Source organism: Corallococcus macrosporus DSM 14697, from assembly GCF_002305895.1.
Classification (GTDB): Bacteria; Myxococcota; Myxococcia; order Myxococcales; family Myxococcaceae; genus Myxococcus; species Myxococcus macrosporus.
This window is the reverse complement of the sequence record NZ_CP022203.1, coordinates 1201538-1225601: the sequence shown is the minus strand read 5'-3', so window position 1 is coordinate 1225601 and position 24064 is coordinate 1201538. Positions and strand designations below refer to the sequence as shown.

The following is a 24064-nucleotide window of genomic DNA, read 5'->3' as shown; positions in this document are numbered from 1 at the left end:
GCGTCAGTAGGTGATGAAGCGCGGGTCCGTCAGCATGGCGATACACACCACGGCCAACGTCTCATGGCGCTTGGAAGAGGACAGGGTCTGCACCCGGGCCGCGGCCTGGGTGAAGAAGGACGTCCACTTCGTGAGCTCCTCGCCCGACAGCGGCGAACCCCAGAAGCGGGTGGACATGTAGACGAGCTGCGCGCGCACCTGCGCGTCCGTCAGCTTCGTCAGGTCATCCCACTTCTCCGGCAGCATCCGTCCCATGGTGCGCGCCGCCGGGTCCGTCATGCGCATCTCGGCGGACGCCTGGTTGATGCACACCTTGCGCGCGCCGTCCTCCAGGAACTTGGCGAACACCAGGTTGGGCTCGATGTTCTCGCTCACCACCAGGGCGTAGTCCGCGCGCCCCATGGAGGTCGCGCGGGAGTCCAGGTCGCTCCAGCGCTGGCCCACCGCCCCGACGATGGCGGCGTCCAGTTGGGACACGGTGAGCCGGCGCGGCGCGCGGCCCACGCTGCCCTCCTGGGCCTCCGGGTCCGGCAGGGGCGTGAAGTCCCCCGGCTGATGCGGGTTGGCGATGGGCTCGATGATGCCGTCGGAGGACTTCGCTTCATCCTGCGTACAGCCGGTGGCCAGCGCGAGCAGCGCGGCGGTCAAGACGAGGCGGCGCATCAGTCAATCCTCCGGTAGGCGTCGGACGTCACCACGCGCTCGATGAGCGCCTTGAGGCGGTGGCCATTGCGCGCGAAGTCCTGGGCCAGGGGCGCCAGGTACATGCGCTGCTCCTCCGCGGTCATCGGGCGGCCCAGGAACTCGCTCCAGATGCGCCGCACCGTGCAGCGCTCCAGGTCACCCGACTGGAGCATCTTCTGCACCAGCAGCGCGGGGCCGGCCTCGATGTTCTGCTCCTCGTCCGGCGTGCGGTACAGGTACGTCTTGAGCATGCCCAGGCTGCTGGCGCCGTCACCGTCGTAGGCCTGCATGATGTACTGGCTGCACTCGCCGCCGCAGTTGGTGTCGCCGTTGAGCGCGCAGTCCCGGCACTTCGGGTCGAAGCGGGGGAACTGGTCGGGCGCCAGGAACTGCGCGGAGCGCTCCGCGTAGCGGCCCCAGTGCGCGCCGGTGGGTTCAATCGTAGCGTGGCAGTAGTTGCAGCCGCAGCGCACCGCCAGGTTGTTCTCCCGGTTGCACGCGTCCTCCGGCGCGGGCGACGCGGCCCCCGTCGGCGGCGAGAAGGTCTTGCAGAGGAACGCCTCGTAGAAGTGGTTCACCCGCGCGCGGTGCGTGGGGAAGCGGTAGAGGTAGGACGGCGTGGTGAGCACGCCCGAGTGGCCCTCGTCGCGCGTGTACTCCCGCCAGGTGTCCGCGTCGGTGTACGCGATGGCGGGCACGGCGCCCGGCGCGGTGGGCGCCGTCACGTTGAAGACGCCCACGCCCTGCGCGCCGCGGAAGTACGCCGACAAGGTGCCGTTCACGAACGAGCGGCGCGTGGTGAGGATGTTGAAGTAGGGCTCGTCGCGCTGCACCACCGACTCGGCGATGCGCAGCGGCTCGTCGTTGAAGGCGGCCACGCGCAGGCTGTGCACGTTCTCAATGTCCTGCGCGGCGATGGCCGGCGTCTCACAGCGGCGCATGCCCACGCCGCAGCCGCAGCTCCGGTCGCTGGAGAAGCGGGCCGTCTCACACGACTGCATGTTCCAGGGGTTGTGGGTGCGCTCCTGCGCGTCAATGGCGCACACCTTGACGGTCTCCGGCGTCTTGTCCGTGCCCCAGTACGGCGCGGGCTTGTTCACGAAGCCCTCGCGCAGCACGCAGCCGCGCTGCACCCCGTAGTTGCCCCGGAGGCCGTTGCGCAGCTCCAAATCCAACGTGCAGCGCTTCAGCTCGGTGAGCGCCGGCTTGGAGTCCGGGTTCGGGTGCTTGAACGCGCGCACCCGCGTGCCATCCATCTCCTCCACCGTCAGCGCGCTGGTCGTGGTCTTCCGCGGGTCCGGCTTGCAGATGAAGGCCCCGGCGCTGGCGCCCGAGCCGCGCTGGTCACAGAAGTAGAGGTACCTGTGCTCGGGGTGGCTGGTGCTCGCCAGGTCCGAGCACTTCGCCGGAGTGTTCGCCGACACGGGCTGAAGCGCCGTGCACTGGTAGTAGTTCGTGTCGTAGTCGTAGCTGACGGCCAGCGGCACGCCCTGGTCGTCGTGGCACTTCGTCCGGGGCTGCGCGGTGAGCGGCGCGGCGTGTGCGTCCGGCTGCGCCGCCGTGAGGCACTCGTCCTGCGCGATGTCGGAGTCGCACGTCGCGCCGTTCGCGCCGCGCAGCGTCGTCGCGGGGTTGCCCGCCACGCCATAAGCCGTGGTGATGCCGTTCCCCGTCACCCGCGAGTTCTGGTTGTTGTTGAGGCTGCTGGAGAGATTCGAACGCAGCAGCGAGCGGTGGTAGCCGCGGATGCGCGCGTTGAACTCCTCCTTCGTCATCATCGCGCGGATGTCCTCCACGTCGATGCGGCCCTTGGCCTGGGCGGCCTGGTACTCCTCGTAGGTGGGAGGACGGCCGAGCAGGTCCAGCGACAGCTGCCGCAGATGCCGCTCCAACGGCACCTTCGCGACCACTGGTGAACAGACAGCCTCCTCTTGAGCGGAGGCCGGCAGGGCCAGCAAGAAGGCGGCACCAGCCAGGCAGGCGAGGTAGCGCACACGGAGCACGGGGGGGACCTCCGGATGGGGGGGGTCGGGGGAGACCGCTCCCAGTATGCAGGAATTACCGTTTCAAGATCCAGTAATGGCAGATGAAACACCTTCTCCCACATACAGCGCCGGGTCGTCGCACCCCCTTGGCGGGAGTTGCAACGAAGTCCGCCGCGCGAGAGATAGGGCCCATGTCGAACGCCGCCCCCGCCACGGTGCCGCCCCGGGTCAGTGACCGGGCCTTCTTCATCTTCACCGCCGTGGTCTCCGCCGTGGCGCTGGCCTTCATCGGCTGGATTCTGATGGTGCGCAGCGGCGGCCCGGTGGACGGGGTGAACCTGCGCTTCATGCCGGCGGTGAACGCGGGCCTCAACGCCACGGCGGCGGCGCTGCTCATCGCCGGGTGGGTGGCGATCAGACGGGGCGCGCGGCAGGTGCACCAGTACCTGATGGTGTCCGCCTTCACGGCGTCCGCCGTCTTCCTGGTCGGCTATCTGGCCTACCACTTCGTGCATGGCGACACGCGTTATGTGGGCGCCTGGCGCGGGCTGTACCTGAGCATCCTGGCCAGCCACGTGCTGCTCTCCATGCCCGTGGTGCCCATGGCGCTGGTGGCCTTCTATTTCACGTGGCGCCAGGACTACACCCGGCACCGCAAGGTGACGCGGTGGCTGGCCCCCATCTGGGTCTACGTGTCGGTGACGGGCGTCGTCGTGTACTTCATGCTGCGCGGCGGCGTGCCCGCGGTGCCGTGACGCGCGGATTCACGACGTCGATGACGCGGGCTCGGCCAGCGCGTCCGGCGGCGCTCCAGCGTCCAGGCTTCCTGAACGCACCGCGACACGCGGCAGCGTCACGGTGAAGGTGGCGCCGCGTCCCTCCTGGCTCGCCACGTGGATGGTGCCTCCGTGCAGCCGCACCATGCGGCGCGCGCTGGCCAACCCCACCCCGCTGCCGGTGACGTCCGGTGACACGTTGCGTCCGCGGCGGAAGCGCTCGAAGACGTAGGGCAGGTCCTCGGCGGGGATGCCCATGCCCTCGTCCGCCACCTGGAGCCGCACGCGCGCCGCCGGGCCGTCCGCTTCCGTCGACAGCGTCACCGTGACGGTGGTGTCCGCGGCGCTGTACTTCACCGCGTTGCCCAGCAGGTTCTCCAGCACGCGCTCCAGCGCGCGCGAGTCCCACTCGCCGGTGAAGTCCTCGCCCTCCGAATGCAGCACGAAGCGGTGCTGGCCGGAGGCCTCCAGCGCATGCACCTTGGAGCGCACCATCGCCAGCAAGTCCAGGGGCTCGCGGTTCAGGGGGGGCTCATCGCTGCGCGTGGCGCCCAGGAAGCCATCGATGAGCTCGCCCATGCGCTGCGTGGCGCGGATGATGTGCTCCAACCGCGGCGCCTGCGAGGCCCCCAGCTCCGTCTTCGCGAGCTGGCGCTGCAACATCTGCGCGTTGAGGGCCATGATTTGCAGCGGCCCCTTGAGGTCATGCGTGGCCAGGGCGAACAGCTCGTCGCGCACGGCCAGCGCCTCGCGCGCCGCCCGCTCCGCGCGCTCGGTCTGCGCCCGGCGCTCCTCCAGCTCGCGCATCATGCGCACCGTGTCCACCGCGGCCCGGAGGCTGCGGCGCACGCGCTCCGCGCTGTAGGCGTCCTTGACCAGGTAGTCCTGCGCCCCGGCCTTCATCGCCTCCACCGCGACGCGCTCGTTGCCACTGCCGGTGAGCATCACCATGGCGGTGCTGGGGCTGCCGCCACGGGCTTGCAGCTCGCGCAGCAGGTCCAGCCCCGTCATGCCTGGGAGGTGGAAGTCCACGAGCGCCACGTCCACCCGTGGCTCGGCGTAGATGCGCGCCAGGGCGTCCTCCGCGGACGACACGGCCTCCAGCACCCAGACCTGCTCCTCGTCGCGCTCCAGGGCCCGCCGCATGGCGAACCGGTCCGCGGGGTTGTCGTCCACCAGCAGGACACGCAGGGTCGGGCTCATGGCGCCGCCCCGGGCTCCTCGGGGAGCCTCGCCGCCGTGAGCCAGAAGGCCTGGAGCGCCTGGGCCGCCGCCTCCAACTGCGCGCCCGGCTCCGGCTTGAACAGATAGCTGTTGGCGCCCTCCGCGTAGGCGCCCTCCACGTCCCCCGGGTCCTCCGAGGACGAGAAGATGATGACCGGGATGCGGCGCAGCGCGGGGTCCGCCTTGAGCTGGGCGAGCACCTCGCGGCCACTCATGCCGGGCATGTGCAAATCCAACAAGACCAGCGCCGGCCTGGACGCGCTCGCGTACGCGCCGCGCCGGTACAGGTAGTCCAGCGCGCTCTCCCCGTCGCGCATGCGGACCACCGTCATGGGGGACGGGAGCCGGCTGGCGATGCGCTGCAACGCGATGGCGTCCGCGTCGCTGTCCTCCACCAGGAGCAGTGAGCGCGGCGCCGTCATGCCGGACCTCGTCCCAGCGTGAAGTAGAAGGTGGCGCCCTGCCCTGGCGAGGAGTCGACCCAGAGCTCGCCGCCGTGCAGCCGCACCAGCCGGCGCGCGATGGCCAGCCCCGCGCCGGTGCCGCCTCCGTACGCCTGCACGGGGTGCAGCCGGCGGAACATGTCGAAGATGGCCTCGTGGAACCGCGAGGCGATGCCGATGCCAGGGTCTTTCACGAAGAAAACGTAGGGCGCGTCATGCCGCGCCGCCGCCTCCGGACGTGGCTCCCCAGGGCCGTGGTAGCCCACCTCCACCCAGTGGGGGGCCGCCGCCTGGTACTTGGCCGCGTTGGCCAGGAGGTTCTCCCAGACCTGGCGGATGCGGACGGCGTCACAGGCGACGCGGGGCAGGCGGCGGGGCAGGCGCACGTCGGCCTCCCCTTCCTGGAGCCGGGAGGCCACCACGGCGAGCGCCTCCTCCACCAGCGCGTGCATGTCCACCTCCCGCCAGGCCAGCTCGATGCGGCCCAGCCGGCTGTATTCGAAGAGGTCCTCCAACAGGGCCTGCGCCCGGCGGGCGAGCCACGTCACGGACTGGAGCTGTTCGCGGCCGTCCGGGGCGAGCGCCGCGCCGTGGTCCTCCAGGAAGAAGGTCGTGTACTGCTGGATGCCGCGCAGGGGCTCGCGCAGGTCGTGCCCCACCGTGCCGCTGAAGGACTCCAGCTCCGCGTTGGAGCGGGCCAGGGCGCGCGACAGCCGGGCCAGCTCCGCGGCATGGCGCAACACCACGCCCACGAGGGCGCCCCGGAAGGACTCGGCCGCCTCCACGTCCGCCTGCGTCCACGGCGTGCTGGCGCCGCGCACGTCCTCGCGCCACGCCTCGAACGAGGCACGCGGATGCAGGCGCGCGTGGCCGGGCTCGGGCTGGGCGGGCTTGTGGGGATTGCCCGCCCAGGTGACGGTCCGCGCCACTTCGGGGCGGAACCAGAAGACGAAGCGCGGCGCCTGGGGGTCCAGGCGGACGGCCAGCAGGCCCGCGGCCACGTCCGCGCGTCCGGCCAGGGGCGGATGCAGCGCGCCCAGCCGCTCGGTGTGCAGGGTGCCGCTCCCGCCCGGCGTGCTCGCCAGCCGCGTCGCCAGCGCCAGGACCTCCTTCGGCGTGGGCGTCTGGCCCACGAGCAGCGGCGCCTCGCCCTGCTCCGCGTCGAGCCGCTCGCCCAGGACGAGCGCCACGCCGGTGGCGCCGGTGAGGTCCATCAGCAGCGCGCCGTGGGTCTCCAGTGCGCTGGGCAGCGACACGCCTTCGCCGCCCAGGCCCGCGACGAGCCGCGAAAGGAGCTCCGCCCGGTGCACGCGGGTGGCCGCGTCCGCGCCGCGCTCCTCCGCGCCGAGTTGGAGCGACAACAGGCGCGCGAGCACTTCACACGCCTGCCGCCGCTGGGCGGACACATGACGCGGTGACAGGTGGTGGCAGGCGATGAGCCCCCACAGCTCGCCGTCCTTGAGCAGCGACACGGAGAAGGACGCGCCCACGCCCATGTTGCGCAGGTATTCGAGGTGCACCTCGGACACGCTGCGAAGCGCCGCGCCGGACAGGTCCAGCGGCTGGCCGGTGTCCGGCAACGTGGGGGGCACCAGCCCCACGGGCCTCGCGTGGACGTCCGCGATGAGCCGCAGCGGGCTGCGCCGGTAGAGCGCCCGCGCCTGCGCGGGGATGTCGCTGGCCGGGAAGTGCAGGCCCATGAAGCCGTCCACGCCTTCGGCCCGGCTCTCCGCCACCACCTCGCCGTGCCAGTCCGCGTGGAAGCGGTACACCATGACGCGGTCGAAGCCGGTGAGCGCGCGCACCCCCTCCGCCGCGACCTGGAGCAGCGCGGACGTCCCCCGCACCTGCCCCAGCGGAGCCACGAGCGCGTGGATGGCCTCCAGCGCGTCCTCCTCCACGCGGGTGTCCGCGTCCGTCAGTGGCTCCAGCTCCAGCACTGACGCGTCGCCGCTGGCGTGCAGCAACGCGGAGCAGGCACGTCCACCGGCCCGCACGCGCACGGGGCCGGTGCCGGTGCCCGCGCGCACGCGCGCCAAGGACTCCGCGTCGAGCACGGCGGTGATGGGCTGGCCGAGCAGCGCGGGAGGCGAAGCGCCCAGCAGGGGCTCCGTGTTGGCGCTCACCACCGTGATTCGGGACGACGCCGCGTGGAAGGCCACGAGCACGCCGTGAGGCTGCACGCCTCCCAGCAGATGGATGGGCTCCCGCTCACACTGGCTCAGGTCGATTTCAGGCGGAGACGGAGGCATGGGCCTGTTCCCGTCGTAGCCAGGCCGCGAAGGCGTCGAAGGTGTCCTGTGCGCCCTTCACGGCACGGCTGTCGAAGGCGGCATCCGCGGCGACGACGGAGGCCTGATTGACGGCCTCGCCGAAGGCCCGCCATCGGGGCCCGACGTCGTCGCCGTAGGCGCGGAAGAAGGCGAAGGGGCCCAGGGGCGTGCCGTCGAAGTGGCGGCGCAGGTGCCGGAGGATGAGCTGGCCGCCCAGCGTGGAGCCCTCCAGAACATACAGGCAGCCCAGGGCCTCGGGCACGCCCGCCAGTGAGGGCAGCCCCCCGCAGCGCGGCAGGTGTGCGAGCGAGGCGTCGTCGTGGCCGAGCGCGCGAAGGTCCTCCACCAGGAGGGGCACCTTCCAGCGCGCGTGGACGGACAGGCCCGCCACCGCGTCGAGGCCCAGCCCGGCGAGCCGGGTCTCCAATGGGCCATAGAAGCCGTGAAGCGCTTCCAGGTGGCGGCGGTACGCCGTGGGCGTGAGGTCCGGGTCCATCAAGCGCACCTGGGCCTCGGTGCGCTCGTGGTGCGGGCGCGTCTCACTCTTCAGTCGCTGCATCAGGGACAAGATGACTGCACGATGCCGCCGTCACCGGCCGGTGGGAACTGGGAACTGTGGCCAAGTGTCCACCTCCCTACCCCTCGGGCGTCCTGGACACGGGCGCCCGAGCCTCACTGGCAGAAGCCGGTGGCCAGGCACGTCCGGCCCCCACCGCACGACAGGCCGGAGGTGCGGCAGTTGGGCTGGCACGCACCAGAGCCCGTGCCGTCGCTGTAGCAGACGTACCCGGAGCGGCAGTCCCCCTGCCCCGTCCCCACCTGGCGTGAACAGGTCGCCAGGCAGGCCTTGAGCCCGGAAGCGGAGTCCACGATGTAGCACCGCGAGCCCGCCGGACACGCCGACGTGGTGCAGTCCATGGAGCAGTACCCGCCCGGATAGTCCGTCACACACACGCCCCCGGGACAGTCCCCGTTGGAGCCGCAAGCACTGCCCACCACCAGCGCCGGGTCGTCATCGATGGGCGCCAGCGGAATCAGGTCGAAGCTCACGTCGGTGATGCGTTCCCCCTCCTCGACGAACAGCGGCTCGAAGGCGTCCACGTTGCGCCAGTAGCCGGTGCGCTCGCCGTCCTCGAAGAAGTTGCCGTCCTGGTCGTCGTCGATGGTGGCCAGCGCGTAGTACGTGCGCGGCGTCAGGGAGATGCTGTACGCGTAGTTCGCCGAAGCGGGCGCAATCGCGACGGCATCCTCGGACGTCTGCCACTCCCCCCGCGCGTCCTGCCACACGAACGCGACGAAGGCGTCCAGGTCGCTGGCAGCGCCCGCCACGCCAATCTTCACCGCCACCGTCGCCGCCCCCGACGTGCCCGAGCCCACCAGGCTCAACGTCACCACCGTGTCTCCCGCGGGCAGCCCGGCGGCATCCACCGCCACGGCCAGCGGCGCCGAGCCGAAGGCGGGCACGCGCACCGTGTTCCCCTGCGGGAACGACACCGCCGCTTCATTGGGCCCACTCTTGGTGGCCGTCACCATCAGGTCGCCGCCCCGGTTGCCGCCCACGTTGCTCAGGATGAGCTGCTGCGTGCCGCTGCCCCGGAAGAACAGCGTGGACGTCGTCACGTTGAGCCGCGGGTCCAGGGAGCCCGGGTCCTCGTTGGAGATGCGGGCCAGCGCCGCGAGCGCGTTGACGAGCCCCGCGCCACAGCCCTCCGGGCACTGCGCGTTGGTGAGCGGCGTGGCGGTCTCCTTCAAGATGCCCTCCGCCGTCGCGGCATCCAGGTCCGGCCGCGACGCCGCCATCAGCGCCACCACGCCCGCCACGTGCGGCGCCGCCATGCTGGTGCCCTGCGAGAAGGCATAGGCCGGCTGCCCGTTCTCATCCAGCACCGTGGACAGCACGCCGTCCGGGTAGCCGTCGCCGTTCAGGTCCTCGCGCATCTCCCCGCCGGACGCCACCACGTCCACGTCCACGCCGAAGTTGGAGAAGCTGCTGCGCTGGCCCGCCAGGCTGGTGGAGCCCACGCAGATGACGTTCTGCTGGTTGCACGGCGTGCTGTTGCGCGCGTCCACGTCCTCGTTGCCCGCGGCGACGACGATGATGGCCCCTCGCCCCAGGGCCGCGTCGATGGCGTCCTGGTACAGCGCCTGCGGCGGCGCCCTGCCCCCCAGGCTCATGTTCACCACCTTCGCGGGGGTGGGGTTGTCCGGCACGCCCGGCACGCTGCCGCCGGTGGCCCAGGTGAGGGCCGCCGCGATGTCGAAGCTCGTGCCGCCCTTCTTCCCCAGCACCCGCACCGGCAGCAGCCGGGCGTTCCACGCCACGCCCGCGACGCCCTCCTGGTTGTTCGTGTTGGCGCCAATGGTGCCCGCCACGTGCGAGCCGTGCCACGTCGAGCCGCCGCTGGGCGTGTCCCCGCCCTCGTCCCGCGGGTCGCTGTCCCGGCCGTCGCCGTCACCCGCGTTCTCCGGGTCCGAAATCATGTCGTAACCCGGGAGCACGTTCGTCAGGTCCGGGTGCGGAACGACGCCGCTGTCGATGACGGCCACCACGACGCTGGACGCGTCCGGCGCCAGGTCCCACGCGGCCGGCAGGTTGAGCGTGGGGTAGTGCCACTGGAGGCTGTAGCCCCGGTCATCCGGCGCGGCCGCCGCCCGCATCCGCTCGTTGCGCACCGCGTACGTCACGCCCGGCACCTGGGCGAGCCGCGCGGCCCACGCCTGCGTCTTCGCGGCCGTCACCGCCTCGCCGTCCAGCGGCTCGTAGCCCACCAGGTGCACGTACTCGCTGGCGTAGCCCTTGTGCACCGCGCGGAAGCCCGGGCGCCGCACCGCCGCCAGCACGCGCTCCGGTGAGAGGCCCGCCTCCTCGAAGCGGAGGATGACCTCCCCCGGAATCGTGGGGTCCTCGCGGGAGGCGCGCTCGAGCGGCGCATGGCCTGGCGCCCATGGGACGATGGAGAGCCCCGGCACGCGCTTCGGCGCCACCTGCTCCCCACGCGAGCGCCCCGCGGACAGCCCTCGCAGCGTCTCCTTCAGCGCCGCCAGCTCGCCCGCGCGAAACGGCGAGCGCACCGTCCGGGAGGCGCCGTCGCCCGTGGAGCGCTCACTGCTCTGGAAGGGCGTCAGCGCCCCCTGGATGCGACCGGTCCGGGAGGGAGGCTGCTCCCTCGGGTCCTCGTCGTCGTCGCCGGAGCAGGCGGTGGCGGTGAGCAGCAACAGTCCCAACGACAGCAGGCGACGCATGCGGGCGACCCCTCGAAGAAGAGAGGGACGGCACCCTAGCACCTGGTGGCGACGCGGCCCGCCGCTCAGCTCGCCATGGCCTCCCCGCCTCCGCCTTCCGTGTCCTCTCCAACGTTGCCGTCGTCGCCATCGTCCAGTGCGCCGACATCCCGTGGCACGCCGTCCACGTACGTCACCACGTTGCCCGGCATCGCCGGCACGCGCGGCCCTGGAGTCACCACGCCCGTGAGGTTGAGCGGGTCCACGCCGGAGAGCTGCACCCGGACGCCAGACGGCGGCTGCCGGCGCACCGAGCGCGCCATGTCCACCGCCTCTGGCAGCGCGAACTGCTCACCCACGAAGCCGGACACGAAGCGGCCGCCGCGCACCTCGCCGCGCGCCTCCATGCGGCGGTAGACGAAGAGCAGCTCGCGCCACGTGGGCGCCAGCGCCTCGCGCATCACCAGGTCGCGCCAGACGATGCCGTAGCGCTGGAGGAAGAGGCGCGCCAGCGAGTCCAGCACCTCGTCCTGCGACTTCGGCTCCGCGGGCGTCAGCAGGCTCCAGCGGCCCGGGCCGCCCCGCTGGAGCAGCTTCTGCCGCTTGCGGTGCGCCGGGCTCTGGAGCACGCGGAGGTTCTGCACCGCGTCCGCCGTCACCAGGCCCCGCGCCACCAGCTCCCACAGCGCGTCCTCGATTTCAGCGGGCAGCCTGCGCGCGCGTGACACCAGGTCCTGGAAGAAGCAGGCGCCGCGCCGCTCCAGCACCGCGACCACGTCCCTGGCCGGTGCGCTCAGGTCCGGCGGCGTCCACACGTCCCCGTCCGCCAGCACCGCGTGAGGCCGCGCCGCGGTGAGCATCCACTCCAGGTCCTCGCGCAGGGTGAAGGTCAACGACGCGTTGCGCGAGGGCGACGCCCGCGAGCGCGGGGGCGCGGGCTCCGGCGGCGTCACCGGCGCGCCCCGGCGAGGCCCGGGCGTGGGCTTCGCCTCCTTCGTCGTCAGCCGGCCCCAGGCCACCTCACCCGCGTAGCAGGCCCGCTCCAGCAGGTCCGGCGTGTAGCCGCGCATGCGCGCGGGCAGCAGGAAGCGCTCCCACGCGGAGGCCGGCGCCTCATGGCCCTGGAGCAGCCGCACCGCCTTGAGCAGCCCCGTGGAGCCACGCAGCGCGTCCAGCTCCTCCAGGTGGTGCCAGCGGAAGAGGAAGCGCATGAAGTCCTGCGCGCTCAGCGGCTCGATCTCCTTGCGCAGCCGCCCCACCGTCAGCCGGTGGATGCGCTGGAGCAGGCGGCGGTCGCACCACTCCAGCGGCGGGCTCGCGCCGTCCGCCAGCGGCGCGTCCAGCGGGCGGAAGCGGCCGCGCAGCACGTTGCCCTGGGACTCGAGCTGGTGCATGGCCACGTTGACGGAGTCCGCGTCCAGGACGACGAGCCGGGCCAGCTCCGCCACCGTGGTGGGCCCCAGCATCTCCATCCGGCCGCGCACCACCTGGAGCACGGCGGCGTCCCGCTCCACGGGCCTGTCGTACGCCAGCACCGGCAGCGGCGGCTGCATGGGCGCGTCCGGGAAGAGCACCCGCAGCGCGCTGCCCCGCTCCGCGGACACCAGGAAGCGGCCCGCGGGCAGGTCCATCCACGCCACCCGGCCCTGCTCGAACAGGGGCGTGGCCAGGCCGCGCGGCACCTGGGCGGCGGGCAGCAGGAGGAGCTGCAGCAGCGCGTCGTGCAGCTCGTCCTCGTCGCGCATGGGCGGGGCCGCGTCCGCCACCACGGTGGCGATGGCCGCGGCGTCCAGCGCGCCGAAGGCCGTCACGTCCTCCACCGGCATCGCGCGGCGCAGGGCCACGTTGCGCACGCGGCGCTCCTCGGCGGGCGCGTCATCCAGGAAGGTGTAGGGCTGGCTGTGAATCATCGCGTGCGCGAAGAGGCTCGGCTCCGGCACGTCGCGCGCCAGCAGGCGGATGCGGCCCTCGCGCATGCCGCGCAGCACCTCGCGCAGGCCGTCCACGTCCATGGCCTCGCGCAGGCAGTCATCCATGGTCTGCTTCACCAGCGGATGGTCCGGCACCTCCACGTCGCCGCCGCCGTGGTTGTCCTGGCAGCCCACCTGCTCCGGGAACACCGCCGCCAGCAGGTCCTCGCTGCGGGCGCGCTGGAGGTTGGGCGCCACGCGCTTGCCGCCCATCATCCGGTTCAGCGCGAGCGCCCGCGTGGCCACCCACCGGAAGCGCGTGCCGAAAATCGGCGCCTGCAGCACCGCCTGCACCAGCACCTCCTCCACGTGGTCCGGGTGGAGGAAGTCGAAGATCTCCGCCAGCGGGAAGGAGTGCTGCTCGCCCAGCGACAGGAGGATGCCGTCCTCCGTGGCCGCGGCCTGGAGCTCGAAGTCGAAGGAGCGGCAGAAGCGCTTGCGCAGCGCCAGGCCCCACGCGCGGTTGATGCGGCTGCCGAAGGGCGCGTGGATGATGAGCTGCATGCCGCCCGCCTCGTCGAAGAAGCGCTCGGCCACCACCGTGGTGTGGCTGGGCACCGCGTCCAGCATCTTCTGCCCGGTGCGCAGGTAGCCCATCAGCGCGTCCACCGCGGGCGGCGACATGCGCAGCTCCTGCTGGAGGAACGCCGGCGCGTCCTCCCGCGTGGTCAGCTCCTCGCGCAGCCGGCCCACCTGGAGCGACAGCTCGTCCGTGCGCCCCGGGGCCTCGCCGCGCCAGAAGGGCACGTTGGGCGGCGCGCCGCGCGCGTCCTCCACCTGCACCGTGCTGCCCGACACGCGCTGGATGCGCCACGCCGTGCTGCCCAGCAGGAAGATGTCCCCGGGCGAGGACTCCACCGCGAAGTCCTCGTCCAGAGTGCCCACCACCTTGCCTTCCGGCTCGGCGCTGACATTGAAGGTGAAGGTGTCCGGGATGGCGCCGCCGTTGGTGAGCGCGGTGATGCGCACGCCGCGCCGGCCCTTGAGGCGCTGGTTCACCCTGTCCCGGTGGAGGTGGATGCCCGCCCGGCCCCGGCGCGCCGCCACGCCTTCGGACAGCAGCTCCAGCACGCCCTGGTACTCCTCCCAGGTGAGGTTCCGGTACGAATACGCGCGCTGGAAGAGGTTGAAGAGCGCGCGCTCGTCCCACTCCTCGCAGGCGCACGCGGCGACAATCTGCTGCGCCAGCACGTCCAGCGGCTTCTGCGGAATCAGCACCGTGTCCAGCTCACCCTCGCGCACGGCGTTGAGGAGCGCGGTGCACTCCATCAGCTCATCCCGCGTCATGGCGAAGAGGATGCCCTTGGAGATGCCGGCCTTGTGGTGGCCCGCGCGGCCCACGCGCTGGAGCAGCACGGAGATGGCGCGCGTGCTGCCAAGCTGCACGACCAGGTCCACGTTGCCCACGTCGATGCCCAGCTCCAGCGACGCGGTGGCCACCATGGCCCGGAGCTGGCCGGACTTCAGCTTCTCCTCCGCGGCCAGCCGGATTTCGCGGGACATGCTGCCGTGGTGCGCCGCCACGGTGCCCTCGCCCAGGCGCTCGCCCAAATCGTGCGCCACGCGCTCCGCCATCTTCCGCGTGTTGACGAAGACGAGCGTCGTCCGGTGCGTCGCCGTCAGCGCCACCAGCCTGTCGTAGACCTGCCCCCACATCTCATGGCTGGCCAGCGACGACAGCTCCGCGTCCGGAATCTCCAGCGTCAAATCCCACGGGCGCAGGTGGCCCACCTCCACGCGCTTGCACTCGCGGTGGGAGGCGCCGGTGAGGAACCCCGCGATGGCCTCCAGCGGCTTCTGCGTCGCCGACAGGCCAATGAGCTGGGGCCGCGCGTCCGTGAGCGCCTTCAGCCGCTCCAGGGACAGCGCGAAGTGGCTGCCCCGCTTGTCGCGCGCCAGGGCGTGGATTTCATCCACGATGACGGTGCGCACCGCGCGCAGGGTGGCGCGCGCCTTCTCCGCCGTGAGGTAGAGGTAGAAGGACTCCGGCGTGGTGATGAGGATGTGCGGCGGGCGGCGCACCATCTGGGCGCGCTCGGAGGCCGGGGTGTCACCGCTGCGCACCTGGACGCGCAGCTCCTGCGGCCGGAAGCCCTCCGCGCGGGCGCGGGTGAGCAGCTCCTCCAGCGGCTGGAGCAGGTTCTTCTGCACGTCGTTGCCCAGCGCCTTGAGCGGCGACACGTAGAGCACCTGCGTGCAGTCCGGCAGCGTGCCCTCCAGCGCCAGCCGGAAGAGCGCGTCCAGCGCGGCGAGAAACGCCGTCAGCGTCTTGCCGCTGCCCGTGGGCGCGGCGATGAGCACATCCTCCCCCGCCTGGATGAGCGGCCAGCCCTCCACCTGGGGACGGCTGGGCTCCCCCAGTCGCTCCGCGAACCACCGGCGCACCACCGGATGGAACGGCGCCAGCGCCGGGTGCGCCGCGTACTCCGAGGCGAAGTCGAGGCTGATTTGCGGGGCCATGGGCACCTCCAGGGCTAGCCTGAACACAGGTACAGCCCGGCGTCAACGCGACGGAACGTCGTGAGTAGGCCCCCACCGCGGGTGTGGAGGGTGGAGGGCGGGCCCCCGGCGGACCGCTGGCCCGGCGTGCGGCCTGGACGCTGACACGTCACGGCCCATGCCCGACACGTCATCCGCAATGCCTGACATGGGCAAAACACAGACTTCACCCACAAAAAGCACAGGCCACCTGGAATCCCGACAACCGTGCCTGGGGGGAATGTGCCTTGCACGACTTCGCGCCACACCGCGAGGAGCGAAGGCATGAGCACAACCTACAAGATTCACCCGGCCATCGGCGTGGCCCGCGTCGGGGACAGCGAGGATTACTACCTCGGCCCCGAGGAGGCAGGAGGCCTGCCCCTGGAGGTGAGCGGCGGCCCCGTGACGCGGTTCCGCGACGCCAACCTGGCGGTGCGCAGACAAGCGGCGCGCTTCCAGATTCACGCCTACGACGCGTCCGGCGCGTACCTGAGCACGGTCCAAGTGGGCGAGCGGGGCGTCAAGGACATCCGCTGGACGGTCCACCTGGCCAACAAGAAGGCCGCCTGGTACGAGTTCCGGCAGCAGCAGGGCGCGGACGGGAACTATGCGCCGCAAGGCAATCCCCCCAAGCCGCACCCGCTGCGAAACCCACGCACCCTGGGGGATGACCGCAACGCGCTCATCCTCGACGCGGGGCCGCGCACCGTCACCTGCCGGGGCACCGGCGGCTGGCCCACCACCGCGGACTGCGCGCTGACCGCGACGTCGGCCCACCCCTCGAACCTGCTCCCCGAAGGCAGCGACATCACCCGCCTGGGAAAGCTCGTCACGGATGCCCAGGGCCACCTCCACGCGGTGGGCGGCTACGGCAAGGCCGGCGTGTCGGTGCACTACGACCTCACGTCAGGTCTGCTGGAGGGCTGGGAGAAGCAACACGCGCTGGCGCAGGACATCCTCCAGGCGCTCAAGTCCATCGCGGACATCGGGTACGCCACCCAGGAGTCCTTCGACGCCGCCGTCGACACCGTCCTCGCGGACCCCAGCCTGGACCTCGGCGGCGACCAGCAGCGCGCGGCGAAGAAGTTCATCCACGAAATGGCCTACCCCCAGCCCCGGCTGGACACGTACGCCAACAACACCTTCTGGTGGGACGACGTCTCGGACGGGCCCGTGACCGCGACCCTGGTCATGGAGGACGACTCGGAGCACGAGGTGGAGTTCCCCGCGTGGGTGGTGGTGGGGCCGCCCGGCTACGCGCCGCAAATCCTCAACATCATCACGCTCTACGACACGCTCTACGACACCTTCGTCACCCAGAAGAACCTCGCCCCCTCGCTCTACCAGGACGGGCAGTTCCAGACGGACTACACGCCCAACTTCCAGGCGGAGCTCCTCCCCATCCTGAGCCGCCCCGCCGTCTACCAGTGGGTCGCGGACGTCGGCCCCACCGGCAATGGCAAACATGACGCCATCCAGGGCGGGAACCTGGGCCCCCGCTTCCTTCACAAAATCCGGAACCCCTCCGACGTCAACGTCCTCACGCCGGACCTCATGCCGAAGATGGCGGGCGACAACCCCATCACCGAAACCCTCCCCCGCAAGTTCCTGACGCTCACGCGGACCCAGTACTTCTTCCTCAAGCAATACAGCGACGGGAAGGTCGACCACTCGCCGCCCAGGGCCACCGCGTCGCCGGGAGCGCTGCTGGACCGCGCCGTGCTGGAGAACTGCGTGGGCGGCGCCTTCTGCCCGGGCATCGAGATGACGTGGATTGCCCGGGACGGGAACTTCTTCCAGGACGACCCGGACGCGGGCTTCCGCTTCAAGCACCGTGTCAGGCCCGAGGGTCAACCGCTCCAGTGGGACGTCAACCCGCACGACGGGCTGGGCCTGGAGCCGGGGGATGCCAGCAAGTACATGGCGCTGCCCTGGCAAGCCGACTTCAACGAGTGCTCCAACCAGCCGGTCCTGCAGACGTCCCTCTGGTGGTGGCCCGCCCAGCGGCCCTACTACGTGAACTACCTGGGAGACGACCAGCAATGGCACCAGGACTACTGGACCCGCCCGGCCCCGTCGAACTTCGACGTGGACGAGGACATGGTCTTCCACTGGAACGAGCTGGGCTTCGTCATCAAGCGGTCGGACGCCCCCGCCAACGAGCGAGGCCCTGACGCCGGGCCAGGAATGCCGCCCGCGCCCACGTTCATCGAAGTGGAGCGGACGTACAAGCCGGACCCCAGCCAGCAGGCCGCCGCGCGGCCCAAGGCAGGCCACACGTGAGCGAGTCCTCTTGCGACGTGGCCATCATCGGCGGAGGCCCCGCGGGCGCGGCCATGGCGGTGGCGCTGCGGGACAAGGCGCCGTTCCTCTCCGTCACCGTCGTCGAGCGCACCGCGTACGACGCGCCCCGGCTGGGTGAGACGCTGCCTCCGGATGTCCGCCTGCCGCTGTCGCGGCTCGGCGTCTGGGGCAGCTTCCTGCGCGACGGACACCTCGCCTCCCGCGGCACCTCTGCGTGCTGGGGGCAGGCGGAGCCGGGCTTCCATGACACGCTGATGTCCCCCTGGGGCTCCGCGTGGCACCTGGACCGGGCGCGCTTCGATGAGCGGCTGAGCCTTGAGGCCGTCCGGCAGGGCGCGCGGGTGCTTCGCACGACGACGCTGCTGAGCGCGGAGGCGCTGGGGCGGGACGGCTACCTGCTGCACCTCGCCCGCGCGAAATCGGGCCCCAGCACACTGCGGGCGCGGTTCGTCGTGGATGCCAGCGGCTGGAAGGCGCCCTTCGCCTCTGCCCGGGGCGCGCGCCGGCTCGTGAGCGACCGCTGCTTCGCCGTGTATGGCGCCTTCACGCTCCCGGATGACGCGACCTTCCCCACCTACGCGCTGGTGGAGGCCTGCCCGGAGGGCTGGTGGTACTCCGCGCTGCTGCCGAACCGGCGCGTCGTCGTCGCGCTCATTGGCGACGGGGACTCCTTGCGCGGCTTGCGCTGGGCCACCCCCGAGCCCTGGCTGGCCCTGCTGAAGCAGGCCCCCGTGACGCACGCTCGGCTCGATGTGTGTGACTTCACCAGCGAGCCGCTCGTCGCGGTGCCCGTGCTCGTCGGGCAGCTCGACCGGATGCAGGGCGAACAGTGGCTCGCCGTCGGTGACGCCGCCTGCACCTATGACCCGCTGTCCTCCCAGGGCATCACCAAGGCGCTGGACTCCGCGCTCCTGGCGGCCGACGCCCTGGAGCGCTACCTGCGCGGCGACCTGGAGGCGCTCCAGACCTACGAAGCCACGCTCAACGAGCGGTTCCAGGAACATCAGCGGACGCGAGGGGCCTACTACCGCCAGGAGCAGCGGTGGCCCCAGGCGCCCTTCTGGAGGAACCGGTGGGAGTCCCTGCCCGGCCCCCCCGCGCTCCCCGCGCCCCCCCGCCGCCCCCAGCCCCTCGAGGTGACCTCATGAAGACGACGTATCGACGTCATGTGATTGTCGCGGCCGGCGCCATGAGCGCCATCGCGGTTGCCCTGCTCGCGAGCGAGCGGGAGCCCACGCCCACCGTCCTCGCGGCGAGCGACAGCGGCACGGATGACACGTCATCCGGGGATGGGCTCGTCCCCCCGCCCTACCCCGTGTTCCCGCGAGGCAACGCCCTGCTCCAGCCCCTGGCCGAGTCCAGCGACGACGCCCAGGCGTTCCTCGACTTCTACACGAAGCAGCTTGGCGTCCAGCTCCCTCGAATCAAGAGCAGCGAGCTCGTCAAGCTGCCCAACCGGAACCTGGACATCGCGCACAACGGGCTGAACCTCGGCAGCCAGAGCTTCAGCTCCTCCCTGGTGTGCCAGTCCTGCCATGACTCGGATTGGAAGGCCCAGGGCAGCGACCTGCCGGAGATGGCGTTCTGGCAGCAGCCCACGGTCAACAGCCTCTGGGCGGACGGCGGCGCGGGCCCCATGAACCTGTCCGCCAACTGGTCCCCCTTCGGAGACTGGAGCGGCTCCATCAAGGCCCTGGCGGGCAGGGACCCGGTCTTCCTCGCCCAGGTGGAGACGACCCGCTCACTGTCTCCGCATCAGCCCAACCAGGTGGACCAGCTCTGCCTGCGATGCCATTCCCCGCTGGCGGAACGGCAGGCCCTGTCGAACCACGTGCAGTTCGACCACTACACCCTCTATGCGACGCCGGAGGGCGCGCCCTACGAGAATCCGTTCCCCGACGTCTCCGAGACGCAGCCGCGGAACGCGGTGTACGGCGCGCTGGCGCGGGACGGGCTCTCCTGCAGCGTCTGCCACGCCATGGCGCCTTCGGAGGGCCAGCCCTGGAATGGCACCGACTACAGCCTCTTCTATGGCTCGGACGGAGCGCTCTTCGGCCCCACGGCCATCTCGGACCGGCTGGTCAGCCAGGAGGAGAAGCGGACGCAGACACCGCCGTCCTTCCCCTTCACCGCGTCCATGAACCTGCGCCCGGGCGCCATCGTCGGGCCTGACGTCGGCCTCAACGCGAAGCCCATGGCCGCGGCGGGGCTGAACCTGGAGACCGCGGCGCACGTGGACGGACACAGCTACCTGCGCGACTCCATGGTCTGCGGCGCCTGCCATGTCGTCATCCTCCCCAAGGTCCCCTCCAACTACAGGCCCGGCATGCCCATCACGGAGGCGAACTTCGGCTACGAACGCCCCGCGAGCTGCGACGACAGCCAGACGACCTTCCGCACCGACGGCGACTTCACGAAGGACCCCTGCGTCGCGCTCGCCTACGAGCAGACCACCTACTTCGAGTGGCTCAACAGCGGCTATCCCGGCGCCAACACGTCGTGCCAGAGCTGCCACATGCCGCTCACCGCGCCGGAATCACCGCACGACAAGCGCGTGCACGTGGCGCAGCGCAACGACGACCTGGCCCCCTTCTACGAAGGCAGCCCGCCAGTGGTGGCGCGTGAGTACAACCGGCACACGTTGCTGGGCATCAACCTGTTCGTCCACGAGATGTTCCAGCAGTTCCCGGACGTGCTCGGGCTGGACTTCTACCTGTCTCCCGACTCGCGCGTCCCGCCCTACCTCCAATCCCCCGACATCCTGAACCGCACGCCCAACCTCGTCCCCAATCCGGGCGCGGAGGACGGCAACACCGCGGGCTGGAGCCAGCAGAGCGCCATCGCCGCCGTCCAGACGCTCACCGGCGCGCAGGGACACCCCGTCCGCCCGAGCCATGGCCGCTACTTCTTCCAGCTCAGCGAGGGCACCTCGACGCTGCGCATCGACCTCACCCGCTACCAGGACGCCCTCCAGAAGGGCGGCGACAAGACGACCCTCATCTGGGGCGCCACCGGCTGGTGTGACAGGCTCTCCTGCGGGGAGCTCGTCGTGCGCACCTACAAGGCGCAAGACGCCCTGGCGTCCACCTCGCCTCCGCTCGCGGCCACGCCGGGCCAGTCCAGGTGGCAACCCCTTCAGGCGAACATGCCCGTGGGCGCGGACCTCCGCCGGCTCGAGCTCGGCTTCACCGCCAGGAGCGGCGAGACGCTCCTCCTGGACGACCTCTTTCTCGCCCTGCGCTTCCCCGACGGCACCATCGCCCCGCTCACGGACGCCAGGCGGAACTACGTGGTCGCGCAGAACCTGCTCAACGCCGAGCAGTCCATCCTGGACCTCGCGTACAGCACGGCCCAGGGCTCCTACGACCCGACACTCCCCGCGGTGCAGCTCTCCCTGGGCGACCCGTCCATCGAGTACGACAGGCTGAACGTCCCCGTCACCCTCATCAACAACGCGGGCCACAAGTTCCCCAGCGGCGCGGGCTTCCGCCGGGCGTTCATCCAGTTCGAGGTCCTGGATGCGTCCGGCACGGTGCTCTGGGCCTCCGGGCAGCCCAACGCGCAAGGCGCCATCTGCAATGGCCGCTGCAACGCCAATGGCGACAACATCCTCGCCAGCGAGTTCTCATCCGACCCCAGCCAGCTCCAGCCGCACTTCCAGACCCTCCAGCGGCAGGACCAGGTCCAAATCTACGAGGTCCGCGTCGTCGACGACCTCAAGCGGGTCACCAGCCTGGAGCTCCAGCAGTTCCATGACGTGAAGGACAACCGAATCCTCCCCGCCGGCTGGAAGCCAGCGAGCCTCCGCCAACCTGGAGAGCTGCAGTTGGGCCTGGACCTCTACCAACTGGCCCAGCTCACGGCGCCCTTGAGCGAGGTGCAGAGCGGCCAACCCAGCATCGAGAGTGACCCGGACTACCCCAGCGGCAACCGCGCCAGGGAAGCCGAGGGGGAAGACACGCTGGTGTACCAGGTCCCCCTGTCCGAGATTCCCACGTGGGCCTCCGTCCGGGTCCGGCTGAACTACCAGAGCATCCCGCCGGGCTACCTCGGCGCGCGGTTCAAGGACGCGCTCAAGGACAACAACCCGCCGGGCCCCGCGATGCAGCGGCTCATCTACATGAGCAGCCACCTCAACACGAAGACGCCCATGCAGGCCCAGACCTACGGCCCCTCTCAACCCACCGAGGTCATGAACAACTGGTCCATGGTCCTGGGTGAGGCCCGGGTGACGAAGCGCTGAGACGCGGCGGCTTCACCACGGCGGCCATCGGCGGTGGGCGGACGTCCCATCCCGGTGGCCGCCTCACCGCGTCCAGGCGTGTCGCTCCGCTCAGCGGAAGACGGTGGTGTGGGAGCCGAGCACGATGCCCCGCTTGCCCGCCAGCGCCGCGCACCGCTCGGGAGACAGCCCGAGCTGCTCGGGCGTGAAGAGCCGGCCGTAGAGGCGGTGGTCGGCGGCGACGAACGGGAGGACCCGGAGCGTGATGGTCATCCCCGGCAGCGGCGCGAGGCCATGCGACCAGTACGAATAGTCGATGGTCGTCTTGTAGTTCGCCCGCACGAGGCAGTCGATGCCCGTGTGCCAGTTGTAGTTGCCGTTCTGGTCCGGAGACGTCTGGGGCACCGTCGTCTCCCCCAGGTCGATGAGGGGCGAGGGCCCCGGCGTCCCGGCCGAGAAGGCGACGCTCGCCCCCGCGGGGACGTTCACGCACTTGATGTCGAAGGTGACCATCGCATCCTCGGTCCCCTGCTCGAAGCCGATGCCCTTGGTGGTGTAGTCCGGCTTGTTGGCATCGACGATGGTGACGTTCCGCCATCCGAACCCTGGGTTGTCCAGGATGAACTCCGTCAGCGCATTCATGTCCCCCAGGGCCGCGGTGGGGACGGGGTTCGGGTGCGTCGCATTCGAGACCCGGGAGACCAGGCAGTAGTGGTCAGGCGTGGGGGCTCTCCAGACGAAGGGGTTGTCCGTCACCGCAATCTGGCCGCTGCCGGCCTGGATGACGTTCAGGGCCCCGTTGTCGACGTTCTTGTCGCTGGTCTGCAGCTCGTTGCCCGCCCACAGGTAGGGGTACAGGAGCAGGTTCGCCGGCACGGCATACAGCGACACGCTCCCGGACCGGGCCTCACCGGCCAGGTTCCTGGCGCGCAGGTAGATGTAGTTGTCGGCGCTCTCCACCAGGTTCTGCCCCACATCCGAGCCATAGTTGCCGGCAAAGAATTGCACCGGATTGGTCGTGGGACGGGTGCCATAGGGGATGATGTCGGGCGACTGATACGCGATGGTGTCTGTCGACTCGTGCCCGAAGTTCCGGTCGCCTGTGTCGCTGGTGCTCACACGGAAGAACAAGTCATCGTACTGGCTCATGGTGATTCCACTCCTGGCTTGGGTGATGCGCCACGCGAGGAGCAGCTCGCGGGAACGCAGCCCCACGCTCTGCATCCCGCAAGCCAGGGACGTTCAAAACCCAAACGTCTGGAACCACATCCGCGCCACGGCGGAGCCCGTGCCGCCGCACGCCGCTGACGCACCGGGCGCAACTCCTGACGTGTCAGCCCACGCCTCGAAAAATCCAGAGGCGCTCTTTCGGGAACGCGAGCATGTACGCGCCAGGAGACAGCCGCTCGCGCGTGGTGGCTCGCAGCGTCTGGCCTTCGAGCTGGAACTGGTGCTCCCAGCGCCCGCCCACGTAGAGGGAGCTCGCCAGCGCGGCCGGGAGCCGGTTCTCACCGGGCCCCGAGGCCAACTGGAGCGCCTCCACGCGGATGACGCCGGTGGCCGTGTCACCGCCGGCGCCCTCCCCTCGCTGCTGGCCCCACAGCGACTGGCCTCCCACCTGGAGCCGCGCCTCACCGCCGCGCCGCTCCACCACGCGTCCCGGCAAGGTGTTGTTCACGCCCATGAAGTCCGCGGCGAACAGGCTCCGCGGCTCCGTGTAGAGCTGCTCCGGCGTCCCGTCCTGCACCATCCGCCCGCCCTCCAGCAGCATGATGCGGTCCGCGATGGCCATGGCCTCCACCTGGTCATGGGTGACGAAGAGCGCGGTGAGCCCCAGCCGCTTGATGAGCGCGCGAATCCACACCCGCGCCTCCTCCCGCAGCTTCGCGTCCAGGTTGGACAGCGGCTCGTCCAGGAGGACCAGGGGCGGCCCATAGACGAGCGCCCGCGCCAACGCCACGCGCTGCTGCTGCCCGCCGGAGAGCTGGCTGGGGAAGCGGTCGCCGTGGCCGTCCAGGCCCACGCCCTGGAGCACCTCGCGCACCGCCCGGTCCACCTGCTCGCGGGGCTGCCTTCGCAGCCGCAGGCCATAGGCCACGTTGTCGAACACCGTCTTGTGCGGCCACAGCGCGTAGGACTGGAACACCAGCCCCAGGTCCCGCCGCTCCGGCGGCAGGTTCACCTTCGCCGCCGCGTCGAACACCGTGCGCTCGCCAATGTGGATGCGCCCGCGCACCGGCGTCTCCAGGCCGGCGACGGAGCGCAGCAGCGTGGACTTGCCGCTGCCGGAGCGGCCCAGCAGCGCCACGACCTCACCGTCCCGGAAGTCGGCGGTGATGCCCTTCAGGATGTCATTCGTGCCGAGCCGGACGTGGACGTCCTCGACGAGCAACCGGGCCATGCTGAAGCCGTCCTTCCGGACACGGAGCGCGTCCGGGCGGCATCGTGCGACAGCTCATGGCAGGAGGCCAGCGCCAGCG

Annotated in this window: 14 protein-coding genes; 4 read left to right on the top strand and 10 right to left on the bottom strand. The window is 71.1% G+C overall.

Features of this window, described 5'->3' with window-relative positions:
• Positions 1-3 precede the first annotated feature (3 nt).
• Both MYMAC_RS05160 and MYMAC_RS05155 read right to left on the bottom strand, forming a co-directional pair.
• Positions 4-663 (bottom strand): hypothetical protein, encoded by a 660-nt coding sequence (locus MYMAC_RS05160; protein WP_013935831.1) that lies wholly within the window; start codon positions 661-663, stop codon positions 4-6.
• Entirely contained in the window at positions 663-2687 is a 2025-nt protein-coding gene (locus tag MYMAC_RS05155; RefSeq protein WP_095957279.1) for a DUF1585 domain-containing protein, read from the bottom strand. The genes MYMAC_RS05160 and MYMAC_RS05155 overlap by 1 nt, the downstream gene beginning before the upstream one ends.
• A gap of 173 nt (positions 2688-2860) precedes the next feature.
• Between MYMAC_RS05155 and MYMAC_RS05150 the strand changes: the two genes are divergently transcribed.
• Complete coding sequence (locus tag MYMAC_RS05150; RefSeq protein ID WP_013935833.1) at positions 2861-3424, top strand: DUF420 domain-containing protein; 564 nt, start codon at positions 2861-2863, stop codon at positions 3422-3424.
• A 9-nt stretch (positions 3425-3433) separates the two neighbouring features.
• Here MYMAC_RS05150 and MYMAC_RS05145 read toward each other — a convergent pair whose 3' ends face one another.
• From MYMAC_RS05145 to MYMAC_RS05120, 6 genes are all read right to left on the bottom strand, one after another.
• Positions 3434-4648 carry a hybrid sensor histidine kinase/response regulator gene (locus MYMAC_RS05145; RefSeq protein WP_095957278.1) on the bottom strand — a complete coding sequence of 405 codons (1215 nt, stop codon included), beginning with the start codon at positions 4646-4648 and terminating at the stop codon, positions 3434-3436.
• Positions 4645-5091, bottom strand: a complete 447-nt coding sequence (locus MYMAC_RS05140; protein WP_095957277.1) for a response regulator — start codon at positions 5089-5091, stop codon at positions 4645-4647. Before MYMAC_RS05140 ends, MYMAC_RS05145 begins: the two co-directional genes overlap by 4 nt.
• Positions 5088-7364: an ATP-binding protein gene (locus MYMAC_RS05135; RefSeq protein WP_095957276.1), complete on the bottom strand. Its 2277-nt coding sequence runs from the start codon at positions 7362-7364 to the stop codon at positions 5088-5090. Before MYMAC_RS05135 ends, MYMAC_RS05140 begins: the two co-directional genes overlap by 4 nt.
• Positions 7345-7944 (bottom strand): biliverdin-producing heme oxygenase, encoded by a 600-nt coding sequence (locus MYMAC_RS05130; RefSeq protein ID WP_095957275.1) that lies wholly within the window; start codon positions 7942-7944, stop codon positions 7345-7347. The genes MYMAC_RS05135 and MYMAC_RS05130 overlap by 20 nt, the downstream gene beginning before the upstream one ends.
• Positions 7945-8057: 113 nt before the next feature.
• Entirely contained in the window at positions 8058-10628 is a 2571-nt protein-coding gene (locus MYMAC_RS05125) for a S8 family serine peptidase (RefSeq protein WP_204817398.1), read from the bottom strand.
• 65 nt (positions 10629-10693) lie between these two features.
• Positions 10694-15037, bottom strand: coding sequence for a DEAD/DEAH box helicase (locus MYMAC_RS05120; protein ID WP_204817396.1), 4344 nt, complete (start codon positions 15035-15037; stop codon positions 10694-10696).
• Positions 15038-15340: 303 nt separating this feature from the next.
• Here MYMAC_RS05120 and MYMAC_RS05115 point away from each other — a divergent pair, with 303 nt between their 5' ends.
• From MYMAC_RS05115 to MYMAC_RS05105, 3 genes are read left to right on the top strand one after another with little or no spacing between them, the layout of a single operon-like run.
• Complete coding sequence (locus MYMAC_RS05115; RefSeq protein ID WP_095957272.1) at positions 15341-17341, top strand: LodA/GoxA family CTQ-dependent oxidase; 2001 nt, start codon at positions 15341-15343, stop codon at positions 17339-17341.
• On the top strand, positions 17338-18510 hold the full coding sequence (locus MYMAC_RS05110; RefSeq protein ID WP_095957271.1) for a tryptophan 7-halogenase: 1173 nt from the start codon (positions 17338-17340) through the stop codon (positions 18508-18510). The genes MYMAC_RS05115 and MYMAC_RS05110 overlap by 4 nt, the downstream gene beginning before the upstream one ends.
• Positions 18507-21605: a hypothetical protein gene (locus MYMAC_RS05105; protein ID WP_157757452.1), complete on the top strand. Its 3099-nt coding sequence runs from the start codon at positions 18507-18509 to the stop codon at positions 21603-21605. Before MYMAC_RS05110 ends, MYMAC_RS05105 begins: the two co-directional genes overlap by 4 nt.
• A 90-nt stretch (positions 21606-21695) precedes the next feature.
• On the opposite strand, the gene MYMAC_RS05100 is transcribed toward MYMAC_RS05105, so the two are convergent.
• Positions 21696-22733 carry a hypothetical protein gene (locus MYMAC_RS05100; protein WP_157757451.1) on the bottom strand — a complete coding sequence of 346 codons (1038 nt, stop codon included), beginning with the start codon at positions 22731-22733 and terminating at the stop codon, positions 21696-21698.
• A gap of 184 nt (positions 22734-22917) precedes the next feature.
• Complete coding sequence (locus tag MYMAC_RS05095) at positions 22918-23985, bottom strand: ABC transporter ATP-binding protein (protein ID WP_095957268.1); 1068 nt, start codon at positions 23983-23985, stop codon at positions 22918-22920.
• Positions 23986-24064 lie beyond the last annotated feature (79 nt).